Consider the following 11,949-nt stretch of genomic DNA (forward strand, 5'->3'; position numbering starts at 1 on the left):
CCCTGCGGCGGCCCAAGCCGGTAAACCTCCAGCGACTGTCCGCTGCGAGTCATCAGAAGACGCTCACCGTTGGCCGCCACAGCCGGGTTGTCGCGGAGCGATAGCTGTACCAGCAACCCTGCGATCAAGACGAGCGCCAGTGCGCCGAGTAGCAGTTTCTTTATCATGGTCGCCGCCTTTCGGTTAATTCACCATAACCATAGGTCAGCGGCTGAAAACAACCCAGCGAATGTGAAAGGAATGAAAGCGATAAAACTTAAGCTATTGTTTAGTATAGCCTTTTAATTTTCTGAATTGTGTTGGCGTTTTGCCGACACGCTTCTTGAAATGACCGTTAAAGACATTCTGGCTGTTGAATCCAGCGCGCAGAGCCACCTCGGAAACGGTCATATCCGGCTCCGACAGAAGCAGGGTTTTGGCGTACTCCACCCGATGACGGTTGATATAATCGAAGAAGCTCTCCCCCGCCCGTGAGTTGATCGTCTGACTCAGATAATTTGCCCGGGTACCAACCATACGCGCAATATCCGCCAACTTGATACCTGGCTGCAGATACGGGGCCGCACTTTCCATACAGGCCTGCAATTTGCGCCAGATACTTTCCATCTGCTCGTCACCCAGACCGGATTTCTGGTATTTCTCACCATGCTCCCCGAGTTCGGGCTGGCCCTGCATCTCAGGTAAGCCCGCAGCTACGGCAGCCCCCTCGGACTGGTCGAAGATCAGTGGCTGACGCAAACCTCGCAGCCCCATGTAGTAAATCAAGGCCACACTGAACACAACGGAATATGCGGAACGCGGACCTATATCGAGCAAAGCAAAGGCGCGATAAAGCTCACCGAAAAAGCTGAACGACGCGATCGTCAGGCAGAACCAGACCAGCATCCTTAACCAGTCAAGATTGATGCTCTCCAGCGCGGAAAAGCGCTCTCGAATGGAGCGGTGATAGCGCTTGAGCATACGCAGACACAACGAGGAATAGATACCCAGTGACAAAAATACCGGGGTCGACGCCAAAATGACTCGGGTGCGAATCTCATCCGGCAACGCATTAAAGTGGTTATAACCACTCAAGTCCAACGGCAGAACCGGACCACCGGGCAACATCAGCAGGGCTGCCAGCGGAATCGGCAGAAAGTGCCAGGCATCCCTCAATGCCAATCGATTCTCGGGCACAGTCAGCAGGCGCACATAGAAAAACAGTAAAGGACCTATGGCATAACTAAGGTGCAGCAGGGAAAATACTGCAACATTAAACCGCTCAGCATGGAAAGACTGGTACTCGAGCGCGAGCAGAAACAGACGCAGGCTCAGAACCCCGATAAACAGCGCAAGCACCCGGTTAGCAGCGCGATTACCATGCCCAACGCTGAGCACCGCGAACACCAGCATCAGCCCCTGGGCCGCACCCAATTGCGCTAGCGTGGCCATGGTCGGCATGATTATTAACGCCCCGCCACCATCGCGCGGTTCTGTTCGCCCGCGATAAATACAACCTGCTCACCGGCATCAAGCGCCTGCAAACTTTCCGTCACGACAGCCTCGCTGGTCATCCACATCTCCGCCGGGATGCTATTTTTGTCAAAATTATCGAACTCGTCGCGACCGTGAAAATCCGTGTGGGTAAAGCCGGGACACAGACTCTGCACGCGTATATTGTCGCGGGCTACTTCTTTCTGCAGCGATTCGGAGAACGTATTGAGGAAGGCTTTGCTTGCGACGTAGACGGCAATATCCTTCATTGGGAAAAAAGCACCCAGCGACGAGAGGTTGATAATACTACCCCCGCCGGCCTCCTTCATATAAGGAATGACGGCGCGACTGAGCCGCAACGTCGCAGATATATGTAAGTCCACCATTTTCTGCTGCAGCGCCAAATCAGTGTCGACAAAAGGACCGTTTGTGCCGAAGCCGGCGTTGTTGACCAGAATCGTGACCGGCCCCTGCTGACGAATCTTTTCAACAACCTTAGTCAAACCTAATTCGGTCGTCAGGTCTTCAGCCACAACAACGGTTTCAAGACCTTTCTCCCGCAGGGAGGACGCTACGTCCTCCAGCAGCGCACGCCGACGCCCGACAAGGATGATTTTGCGACAGCGCTCCGCCAGTTGGCGACAAAATTCCGCCCCCAAGCCAGAGGAAGCCCCTGTTACCAACGCTATTGCCTTGTCAGTCATGTCGCTAAACTCCGTCAATTCATTATTTTCAATTCGGTGACGCAGTTTACTGCCCTATGCAATATTCTGCACCGCCTGTGCTAAAATTCGAAAAATTTTCATCACGATGACTGCCCCATGGCAAAAGCCAAAAAGCAAAATTTCGAAGAATCTCTCGCTGAACTCGAAGCAATCGTTGAACGGATGGAATCCGGCGAGCTAAGCCTGGAAGCCTCTCTGGATGCCTTTGAAAATGGCATGAAACTCAGCAAAGAAGCACAGGCAGCGCTGACTGCCGCCGAACTGAAAGTGCAAAAATTGACCGAACAGCAGGGCGAACTGCATCTGGACGAGTTCGACCCTGAAGCATGAGTGCCCCGTTTACCGAGTATTTCAGCGATTGCCAGCACCGCATCGAAAGCGCTCTGCCCAGACTGATTGGAAAACCTGCATCTGAGTATTCCAAAGCGGCGTCTCCGGCACTGACGCCGCTTTTTGAGGCGCTGCACTACAGCACCATGAACGGTGGCAAACGGGTGCGCCCGCTGCTGGTGTATGCCAGCGCGCTTGCTATCAACCCCGGCTTTGCCAACGATGATGCACTGGATTACATCGCTGCAGCCATCGAGTGCATTCATGCCTATTCGCTAGTGCACGACGATCTGCCTGCCATGGACGACGACGACCTGCGTCGTGGCAAACCCACCTGCCATATTGCGTTTGACGAAGCCACGGCTATTCTCGCCGGCGACGCATTGCAGTCCCTCGCGTTTGAGCTGCTGGCAAATGCACCCAATATTCCGGCCGATCGCCAGGTCAGCCTAATCAAAACACTGGCCGCTGCCGCCGGGGCCCGGGGAATGGTTGGCGGACAGGCCATTGATTTGGCAGCTGTAAATAAGCATCCAGAGCTCACACTACTGGAAAACATGCACCAGCTGAAAACTGGAGCCCTGCTGCGCGCAAGCATAAACATGGGCGCCCAATACGCCGGCGCAAGCGGTGCGCAATTGCGGCAGTTGGACAGCTTTGGTCACGCAATCGGCCTCGCCTTTCAAGTACAGGATGACATTCTCGACCTGGAGAGCAGTACCGAGGTACTCGGCAAGACCCAGGGCGCTGATTTGGCCCGTAACAAGCCTACTTACCCTGCCCTCATGGGGCTCGACGGTGCCAAACAGCACGCCCAATCGCTGTTTGCCCAAGCCTTGGCAGCGATAGAGGGTTTCGACAGCCGGGCCGACAGGCTCCGGCAACTGGCCGAATTCATCATTCAACGCAAACACTGAAGCTCACGAACTCCGCGTTGGGGCCGCGCACGGCAAGGTCAGCCGCAAGAGTACTACTATGTGAACTTTCAGTTACAATACGCCCCCTGAAGGACCAACCCGGCACAGGTGCACATGTTTAAAGAAATACCGCTCAAGCGCCCCACAACCCCATTGCTTGACGGCATCACAGCCCCTGCGGATCTGCGCAATCTGGACGAGGAACAGCTGACCGAGCTGGCCACCCAACTGCGCGAATACCTGCTGTACACCGTGGGTCGCACCGGGGGTCATTTTGGCGCCGGCCTTGGCGTGGTGGAGCTCACCCTCGCCCTGCATTATGTCTACAACACTCCTGACGATCGCCTGGTATGGGACGTAGGTCACCAGTGTTACCCTCATAAAATCATTACCGGCCGCCGCGAGCAGATGCACACCATGCGGATGGCCGACGGCCTGGCCGGCTTCCCCAAACGCGCCGAAAGTGAATACGACACCTTTGGCGTCGGCCACTCCAGCACCAGTATCAGCGCAGCGCTGGGCATGGCACTTGCCGCGCGTCAAAAAGGTGAAGACCGACGCACCGTTGCCGTGATTGGCGATGGCGCCATGACGGCGGGCATGGCTTTCGAAGCGATCAACCACGCTGCTCACTGCAGGGCCGACATGCTGGTAGTGCTCAACGACAACCAGATGTCGATCTCGAAAAACGAAGGCGGTCTCAACACCTACTTTTCGAAAATCTGGGCGTCCAAGGTTTACAACAATATTCGCAGCGGCGGCAAGGAGATCCTGGCCAAGTTACCTGGCAATCCCAAGGAGCTGGTGGGTAGGCTGGAAGAATACATGAAAGGTATGGTCGCCCCCGCCACGCTTTTTGAAGAACTGGGTTTTAACTACATAGGCCCGATCGACGGCCACGATCTCGACGTACTGGTACCGACCATCCGCAATATGCGTGAACTGGAAGGTCCGCAATTGCTCCACATTATCACCCGCAAGGGAAAGGGCTTTGAGCCTGCTGAAAAGGACCCTATTGGTTACCACGCCATTACCAAGATAGAGCCGAGTCCCGTCCAGCCCAAAGCGGTGAAAAAACCCAAGGGGCCCAAATACCAGAAGGTCTTCGGCGACTGGCTGTGCGACACCGCGACGGTCGATCAAAGGCTGGTTGGCATTACTCCCGCCATGTGCGAAGGCTCGGGCATGGTTGAGTTCGCCGAGCGTTTTAGCGATCGCTACTACGATGTGGCCATTGCTGAACAGCATGCTCTCACCCTCGCAGCGGGCATGGCGTGCGAAGGCCTTAAACCGGTTGTCGCGATCTATTCCACCTTTTTGCAACGCGCCTACGACCAGCTAATTCACGACATCGCGCTGCAGGATTTGGATGTCACCTTTGGCATCGACCGCGCGGGACTAGTTGGCGAAGATGGCCCAACCCACGCCGGCGCCTTTGATCTGAGCTACTTGCGCTGCATACCCAACATGGTGGTCATGGCGCCGTCGGATGAAAATGAGACCCGCCAATTGCTCTATACAGGCTACTGTTACAGCGGCCCTGCAGCCATCCGCTACCCACGTGGCACCGGACCGGGCGCACTCATTGAACGGGAAATGCGCGAGCTGCCAATTGGCAAAGGCACCATAAAGCGTGAGGGTAAAAATATCGCCCTGCTGAATTTCGGAACGCTGCTGCCCGCTGCAATTGCGGCAGCCGACAGACTTGATGCCAGTGTTGCCGACATGCGCTTTGTCAAACCCCTGGACGAGGCACTGATTCTGGAGCTGGCCGACCAGCACGATTTACTCGTTACCCTGGAAGAAAATGCCATCGCCGGCGGGGCTGGCAGCGCGGTTAATGAGTTTTTGCATACCTCTGGTCGAAACAATGCCGTATTAAACCTTGGTCTGCCGGACGAATTCACCGACCACGGCAAACACGAGACCATGCTCGCTGCGTGCGGGCTCGACGCCGATGGTATCTTTGCATCCATTGCCCGCTTGTTGGACGAATCCAACCAGGTCCTCGCAGTTAAAACCTGAACACGGCCTAACTGCTAACGCTTGGGCTTTGGCGCAAGAGGTTTCCGCACTAACGGCCAGAACAACTCTTCGGCCCAGTGCAGCCTTCCGGAATGGGGCAACCCGATTCTGAGCTGTCGGGCCCGTGGAATTTTGCCGGTGCCAAATAGCGTATCCCAAAGAAAAAACACAACCGCATAGTTGCCCCGAGGGTTTGCGCCGCGCCCCATGCCGTGATGGGCGTGGTGGGTATCAGGCGTCGTAATGACGCGGCAAACCAAACCCCATACCCCCGGCACCTTCTGCCACAACCATAGATCCCAGCGACTGCTCATATGTGTCAACACATTGACGGTGAAGGTGACTGCGGTGACTGCGAAATACACCTCATGCAAGCCCATGTAAACCATCAGCGCCGCGAACCAGGCTTGGGGCAACATCAACGTCCAGAAAACGTTATAGCGAAACACCAGCCCAACATTCATCGCCGTACCACTGTGATGTGTTCGATGAAGCCTCCACAACCAGCGCCATTCGTGGGCGTAGCGGTGCAGCCAGTAGTGCAGGAAATCTTCCAACAAAATGAAACCAAAAAATGCCAGCCAAAACGGCCAATGAGCCCACCCTCCGGCCGACGTTGGGAAAAGCGCCGCTGCCAATACCCCAACCAATCCGCCGAGCAACGGCCCGGACAGACCAATCTGCGCTAGCACGCCCACACCACTGAATACGGCATCTCGCCACGGTTGACGGCTGCGCTGTATTCTTCCCCGACCCAGCTCCACCAGGTAGCTCGTCATAAACATCCCCACCAGAAACAGCCCGAGTAATTGCTCCTGACTCACAACACCATTTTCAACACTAACCACAGCATGCCTTCCTGCGTCGCTAAGAATGGAGCCAGCTTAGGCATGCCGCAAAAGTAATACAAGTGTTTTAATGAAATCGTAAGGCGGCCTGCAACCCAGGCTTTTCATGTCACCGAGCGGCGCATACAATGCGCGCCCAACCGCGACCAAGTGAGCAGCGTGCAGGAACTTTTCTGGTATCAATACGCCCTGATCGGACTGATTTTTGTCTGGAGCGGCTTTGTGCGATCGGGCCTGGGCTTCGGCGGCGCCGTGCTGTCGCTACCGTTTCTGCTGCTGGTGCACAACGATGCGCTGGTGTTCCTGCCCCTGATAGCTGCCCACCTGCTGGTATTCGCCTCCATCACTGTCATCCAGAACAACCGCGGCAAGCCTCAGCAGGGGGGCACCGTTGACTGGCACTACCTGCGCTACCTGCTGCTTATCATGATCATTCCGAAAATGGTGGGGGTATTCGGGCTGGTCACACTACCCTCAGCACTCATGAGCGGTGTGATCTTCAGCATCGTGGCGGTTTACTCACTGTCGTATATTTTCAACCGGCCCTTTCAAAGTAAAAGCCGGGTGGTGGACACCGTGTTTTTACTGCTCGGTGGCTATATCAGCGGCACCTCGTTAATTGGCGCGCCGCTGATTATCGCGGTGGCTGCTCAGCACGTGGCCAAAGAAAAGCTGCGCGATACGCTGTTCGTGCTGTGGCTGGTATTGGTCGCCATCAAGATGGCGGCCTTTGTCTATTTCGACGTGGATTTACAGCTGATCCACCATCTCTGGCTTCTGCCCTGCGCCCTGATCGGCCACGTGATCGGCCTGCGCTTTCACGAACATATGTTACAGGCAGATACGGCCGTGTTCATGCGGGTGTTGGGCAGCGCCCTGCTGCTGATCAGTCTGGTGGGGCTGACACGGGCGGTGCTGGGCTAGGCGTCTCTGCTGCCGCCTCCGGATCGACATTGAGCCCCATCTGGCGGGCACGACGCATCCAGCGCTCTCGGGCAAGCTTTTGCATATCGTCGACGTTGTCCATCTCATCGACAATTTCCATACCTATCAGGGTTTCTATCACATCTTCCATGGTCACAATGCCAGCGGTGCCGCCGTACTCATCAACCACCAGCGCTATGTGTTCCTGCTTTTCCAGAAAACGACTGAAAATATCGGGCAGCGGACAGGACTCGTGAATAGTCAGCAGTTCACGCTTGAGATCACGCAGCCGCTTTTCGCCGTGATGGTCCACCAGCTCAACCAGCAACTCGTCCTTCAGCACATAACCCACGACCTTGTCCTTTGAGCCCTCTTCGTGAATGGGAATCCTCGAAAAGATCAGATTGCCCTCGCGCTCATGAAACTCCTGCAAGGTAAGGTCCATTGGCGCGGCCTTCACCACGGTTCGCGGCGTCATTACATCCTTGGCCCGAATATTTTTAAAGCGCAGGAGATTGGCGATAAAAGCGGATTCATTTTTCTCAATAACCCCCTCCTTTTCACCGATCTCCGCCAATAGCAGAAAATCTCGCCGTGAAAACACGCTGCGACTTTTATCCTTGCGCAATACCCCGGTGAGCTGCTGACTCAGCCAAACCAGCGGCAGCAACAGTGTAATCACCACTTTCAGTGAATAGACGGTAAACGGTGCCAACTCTTTCCAGTAGTTCGCCCCCAAGGTTTTGGGAATGATTTCCGACAGGATCAGAATCGCCAGCGTCAGCACCACCGGAATCACCACCCCCGTAAGCATCGGGTTGGTCTCGGCCCAGAGTTGCGTGGCTTGCTGCCCCACACCGATCGCGCCCACGGTGTGAGCCACGGTGTTGAGGGTGAGAATCGCCGCCAACGGACGGTCAACGTTGTCTTTGAAGTGCTTTAGCTGACGGCCAATACCAGCCCCTTCCTGAAACTTGATCTGGGCGTAAGCAGGGGTGATGCTCAGCAGCACCGCCTCCCAGAGTGAGCATAGAAAGGAAAAGCCAATAGCCAGCAAAAAATAGGCAACCAGCAGGGTGAACATAGGAATTTGTACTCAGTTAGACAAGAGCGCCTACCTTACCCCTTTTTACCGGCTGATTCACGGCCCGTTGTGCGCGGTATTGCACGAAACATGGCGTAACCCAAGCACTCCTGTTCACTCACACTTGCAAAATGACCACCACCGAAATACTGTATATAAATACAGCACAGTGAGAGATCACCGATGAGCACCTCAATCAAAGGCCGCGGCAGCGCTTCAACCATGGCCGGGCGCTTCGCCATACGCACATTGGAGCTTGACCCGGATAGCGATACGAATATCGCCAGCGTACCCACAGAAATCAGGCACGAGCACGCCCGCTCGCTTATCACGCGCAACCGCTCACCGGATGTTCCATTCAATGTGTCCATCAACCCCTACCGGGGCTGCGAACACGGCTGCGTGTACTGTTTCGCACGACCCAGCCATAGCTATCTGGATCTTTCACCTGGGTTGGATTTCGAAACCCGGATCAGCGCCAAAACCAATGCTCCGGCACTGCTGCGCGAGGCTTTGTCGCGCCCCGGCTACCGCTGCGAACCCATCGCCCTTGGCATCAATACCGACGCTTACCAGCCCATCGAACGGGAACTGCAGATCACCCGCCAATTGCTGCAAGTAGCCAGTGATTTTAATCAGCCCGTTTCGCTTATTACCAAAAGCGCATTGATTCTTCGCGACCTTGACCTGCTGGGCGACATGGCAGAGCGTAATCTGGTGCAGGTAGCCATCAGTGTTACCACCCTCGACAACAACCTCAAACGCATACTCGAGCCTCGCACCGCGTCCGGCGCCACCCGCGTGAAAACTATCCGCGCCCTGTGCGAAGCCGGTGTCCCGGTTTCGGCATTGATAGCCCCGGTTATTCCGCTGATAAACGAATCGGAAATTGAAGATATTCTCGACGCGGTGGCTTTTGCCGGGGCCCTAAGCGCCAGCTACATTTTACTGCGCCTACCACACGAAGTGGCCCCGCTGTTTTGCGAGTGGTTACGCGAGCATTTTCCGGATAGAGCCAACCATGTCCTGAGCCGTCTACGCGAGCTGCGCGGTGGCAAACTTTACGACAACCGGTTTGGCGAGCGAATGCGTGGTCAGGGTGTTTTTGCCGATCTGATCAAACACCGCTTTGCTATTGCTGCCAGACGTCTTGGATTGTCTACCGAGCGTTCACTAGCCCTGGACTGCTCCCGGTTTCATGTTCCGGGTGACGATCAAATGGCACTTTTCTAACTTCTACTACTGACGACAAGCGAAAATGTTCCGGAAATAAAAACGCCGCCAGTTAGGCGGCGTTTTCAAGGAACAATGACTGATCAGTTGTTGGTGATCATCATTTCAGTACGTCGGTTTTTGGCACGACCTTCGGCGGTACTGTTGGACGCCACCGGCTGATACTCACCATAACCGCGCGCCGTGAGACGCGACGCAGCAACGCCGTTCTGAATCAGGCAGGTACGCACCGATTCCGCACGGGCCTGCGACAGTTTCTGGTTATACTCGGCGGCACCCACGCTATCTGTGTGGCCTTGCAGTTCCACATTGATATTGCGCGCGCGCTGCAGAATTTCAGCTACTCCGCGACAAACCTGCTCAGCCTGCGGTGTTAAGGTGGAGCGATTGTTTTCAAAATTGACACCACGCAACACGATAGACTCACAGCCATTATCAAGAACCTTGCGACCGGCTTCCGTTGCGGGGCATTCGTCTCTGGCATCAACTACACCGTCGCCGTCGCTGTCCAGCGGACAACCATTGGCATCGACTTTAGTTCCCGGCAGCGTTCCCGGACACTTGTCCTTGTGATCAGGCACTCCGTCACCATCGCTGTCCAGCGGACAACCCAGCGGATCTACCGCTACGCCACGCGGAGTATTGGGGCACTGATCCTGGTCGTCCAGAACACCATCACCATCTGAATCCGGCGGCGGTGGTGGCTCGGCCAGGAAGTCGTAGCGAATACCAAGCAACACTCGCTGCCCCCCGTATTCGGTTTGATATTCACTGGTTGAATTCGTGAACTCGGCATCCTTACCTTCAAAATAACGATAACCAAGATTGATCTTCAGGTGTTCTGTGAGCGCGAAATTAAGACCCAGACCAGCCTGCGCCACCATGACCGTGTCGTCGGCTTCTTCCAGCGAAAGTCTCGCCGCACCCAGACCCAGACCAAGGTACGGCTGCACCACACCGTCTTCGTTAAAATCAAACCAGAGGTTGCCCATCAACTGCTGTGATTGCAGGGTATCTTCTGCTTCAACGCCACCCACTTCTTCCAGGTCGTTGTCGAAATCCGTGTAGTTCAGTTCCAGACGAAAGGCACCGGGATAGTCATAACCGAGCGACACTTCGTAGCCGCTGCCATCATCGTAGGTTGTATCAAAGGTCGCAGCAGAACCCGGCCCAAGCGCCTGATTGGTCGGAAACAGCAAAATAAAGCCGCTCTGTTGCCCTGCATTACAGCCCAGCGGCCCCGGCGCCAGCTGCGGAATCAGGTCCTCACAGGTATTGGCATTGCTGTCGAAGGTTATAATGCTGTCTGCATCCTTCAGGCTAGAGGCTGTATAGCCGCCTTCGATATACCAATGCCCCAGATCAAAATCTTTGTCCGCCTCGTGTGCAGCCAACCCTAGCGGCACAGCCAGAAACGGCAAAACAAGTAGCTTTTTCATGGTTTTCCTCTTACACGCATGACTGAATATTGGCGCGTCTCCAGATACCCCCCACATCGGGACCGGGTGTTTTTGTTTTTCTGACGCTGCCCGCAAAATTAGTAGTAACCATCAGCGTTCGCTCAACTCATAAGAACGCCGTACGTGATCATAACAAAAATAGTGGCCCTGTTGTCTGCCTATGTCCACAACTGGCAATCCCCTTGCAAAATCGCTAGATTAGCCCAACTGACGGTTGCGGAATCATAGGTCACTGACCATCCATGATTACCATATATTACGCAGCCTGTGCTATCGAGCTGTTTGCGGCGTTACAGGCTGTGCCATTGAGTTCCGCCAACCGGCAGCGCCACGTATACCGGGCCTACCTCTTTCTGTGCGGCTTTACTGCACTTTTCCTCAGTTCAACAGCCGCTCTGCTCGGTGCGCCGGCACTGCCAGAGTTCGCCCAACACAGTCGCTGGCAGGGCGTTGGCGCCTTTGGCTTTATGACCAGCTTTGTCCGGTTAATGGCCAATTACGCCCACGCACAGTTCCGACCGAAAATAATGGCAGGGCTGATCTTCTTCACGCTCTTGGCCGCGGCACTAACCGTGTAAAGCCTGACGCTGCCCTTTGGTCTATTCGTCGACAATGTAACGCTGCTCGGCCACATTGACATTCTTGGCAGCAAAATTGTAAAGATACAGGATGACTATCGCCCATCGTCTGTGGTGTACCAGCTACTGGGTTTTGCCAGTGTATTGTGGGGGCATGGTGCTGCCGCTTACTATGGCGCAACAGGAATCGCTTCACTCCAGTCTTATTCAGTAGCTATCTGGTCGCACTTGTCCTGTCATTCGCCGAACAGTTGCTCTACAACGTTGGGCATGTGCAAGCAGATATTCCCGACGGAATTACCTTCCTGTGGTTGTTTGTGGTTATTTCTCTGTATTTTGGTCACGACACTCG

At 55.2% G+C, this 11,949-nt stretch carries 11 protein-coding genes; 6 read left to right on the top strand and 5 right to left on the bottom strand.

The features are described 5' to 3' along the window. Positions 1–261 precede the first annotated feature (261 nt). Positions 262–1,440 (bottom strand): helix-turn-helix domain-containing protein, encoded by a 1,179-nt coding sequence (locus ABYP39_RS13235; RefSeq protein WP_372782966.1) that lies wholly within the window; start codon positions 1,438–1,440, stop codon positions 262–264. 5 nt (positions 1,441–1,445) lie between these two features. Continuing rightward, positions 1,446–2,177 (bottom strand): SDR family NAD(P)-dependent oxidoreductase, encoded by a 732-nt coding sequence (locus ABYP39_RS13240; RefSeq protein ID WP_372748630.1) that lies wholly within the window; start codon positions 2,175–2,177, stop codon positions 1,446–1,448. Positions 2,178–2,294: 117 nt separating this feature from the next. Between ABYP39_RS13240 and ABYP39_RS13245 the strand changes: the two genes are divergently transcribed. From ABYP39_RS13245 to dxs, 3 genes are all read left to right on the top strand, one after another. Then, entirely contained in the window at positions 2,295–2,528 is a 234-nt protein-coding gene (locus tag ABYP39_RS13245) for an exodeoxyribonuclease VII small subunit (RefSeq protein ID WP_372748631.1), read from the top strand. After that, positions 2,525–3,445, top strand: a complete 921-nt coding sequence (locus ABYP39_RS13250; RefSeq protein WP_372748632.1) for a polyprenyl synthetase family protein — start codon at positions 2,525–2,527, stop codon at positions 3,443–3,445. Before ABYP39_RS13245 ends, ABYP39_RS13250 begins: the two co-directional genes overlap by 4 nt. A gap of 114 nt (positions 3,446–3,559) precedes the next feature. Further along, positions 3,560–5,470 carry a 1-deoxy-D-xylulose-5-phosphate synthase gene (dxs, locus tag ABYP39_RS13255; protein WP_372748633.1) on the top strand — a complete coding sequence of 637 codons (1,911 nt, stop codon included), beginning with the start codon at positions 3,560–3,562 and terminating at the stop codon, positions 5,468–5,470. Between the two features lie 14 nt (positions 5,471–5,484). On the opposite strand, the gene ABYP39_RS13260 is transcribed toward dxs, so the two are convergent. Then, on the bottom strand, positions 5,485–6,318 hold the full coding sequence (locus tag ABYP39_RS13260) for a sterol desaturase family protein (protein WP_372748634.1): 834 nt from the start codon (positions 6,316–6,318) through the stop codon (positions 5,485–5,487). 159 nt (positions 6,319–6,477) lie between these two features. On the opposite strand from ABYP39_RS13260, the gene ABYP39_RS13265 reads away from it, so the two are divergent. After that, the gene (locus tag ABYP39_RS13265) at positions 6,478–7,242 is read left to right on the top strand and encodes a TSUP family transporter (protein WP_372759005.1); all 765 of its coding nucleotides are present in this window, start codon (positions 6,478–6,480) and stop codon (positions 7,240–7,242) included. Here ABYP39_RS13265 and ABYP39_RS13270 read toward each other — a convergent pair. Then, positions 7,205–8,326, bottom strand: coding sequence for a CNNM domain-containing protein (locus tag ABYP39_RS13270; protein ID WP_372759006.1), 1,122 nt, complete (start codon positions 8,324–8,326; stop codon positions 7,205–7,207). The two genes, ABYP39_RS13265 and ABYP39_RS13270, sit on opposite strands and share 38 nt — an antisense overlap. A gap of 183 nt (positions 8,327–8,509) precedes the next feature. On the opposite strand from ABYP39_RS13270, the gene ABYP39_RS13275 reads away from it, so the two are divergent. Beyond that, positions 8,510–9,559, top strand: a complete 1,050-nt coding sequence (locus ABYP39_RS13275; RefSeq protein WP_372782968.1) for a PA0069 family radical SAM protein — start codon at positions 8,510–8,512, stop codon at positions 9,557–9,559. A gap of 83 nt (positions 9,560–9,642) precedes the next feature. Here ABYP39_RS13275 and ABYP39_RS13280 read toward each other — a convergent pair whose 3' ends face one another. Beyond that, positions 9,643–10,998: an OmpA family protein gene (locus ABYP39_RS13280; RefSeq protein ID WP_372750431.1), complete on the bottom strand. Its 1,356-nt coding sequence runs from the start codon at positions 10,996–10,998 to the stop codon at positions 9,643–9,645. A gap of 263 nt (positions 10,999–11,261) precedes the next feature. On the opposite strand from ABYP39_RS13280, the gene ABYP39_RS13285 reads away from it, so the two are divergent. Then, a complete protein-coding gene (locus ABYP39_RS13285; protein ID WP_372782970.1) occupies positions 11,262–11,597 on the top strand; it encodes a hypothetical protein in 336 nt (111 codons plus the stop codon). Positions 11,598–11,949: the final 352 nt, after the last annotated feature.

It is taken from the genome of Litorivivens sp. (genome assembly GCF_041625495.1).
Taxonomy (GTDB): Bacteria; Pseudomonadota; Gammaproteobacteria; order Pseudomonadales; family Spongiibacteraceae; genus Litorivivens.

What these genes read in the sequence shown, in the direction of transcription:
- ABYP39_RS13275 (WP_372782968.1), top strand. Translation starts at nt 8,510, where the DNA reads ATGAGCACCTCAATCAAAGGCCGCGGCAGCGCTTCAACCATGGCCGGG.
- ABYP39_RS13285 (WP_372782970.1), top strand. Translation starts at nt 11,262, where the DNA reads ATGATTACCATATATTACGCAGCCTGTGCTATCGAGCTGTTTGCGGCG.
- ABYP39_RS13270 (WP_372759006.1), bottom strand. Translation starts at nt 8,326, where the DNA reads ATGTTCACCCTGCTGGTTGCCTATTTTTTGCTGGCTATTGGCTTTTCC.
- ABYP39_RS13250 (WP_372748632.1), top strand. Translation starts at nt 2,525, where the DNA reads ATGAGTGCCCCGTTTACCGAGTATTTCAGCGATTGCCAGCACCGCATC.
- ABYP39_RS13245 (WP_372748631.1), top strand. Translation starts at nt 2,295, where the DNA reads ATGGCAAAAGCCAAAAAGCAAAATTTCGAAGAATCTCTCGCTGAACTC.
- dxs (WP_372748633.1), top strand. Translation starts at nt 3,560, where the DNA reads ATGTTTAAAGAAATACCGCTCAAGCGCCCCACAACCCCATTGCTTGAC.
- ABYP39_RS13235 (WP_372782966.1), bottom strand. Translation starts at nt 1,440, where the DNA reads ATGCCGACCATGGCCACGCTAGCGCAATTGGGTGCGGCCCAGGGGCTG.
- ABYP39_RS13240 (WP_372748630.1), bottom strand. Translation starts at nt 2,177, where the DNA reads ATGACTGACAAGGCAATAGCGTTGGTAACAGGGGCTTCCTCTGGCTTG.
- ABYP39_RS13280 (WP_372750431.1), bottom strand. Translation starts at nt 10,998, where the DNA reads ATGAAAAAGCTACTTGTTTTGCCGTTTCTGGCTGTGCCGCTAGGGTTG.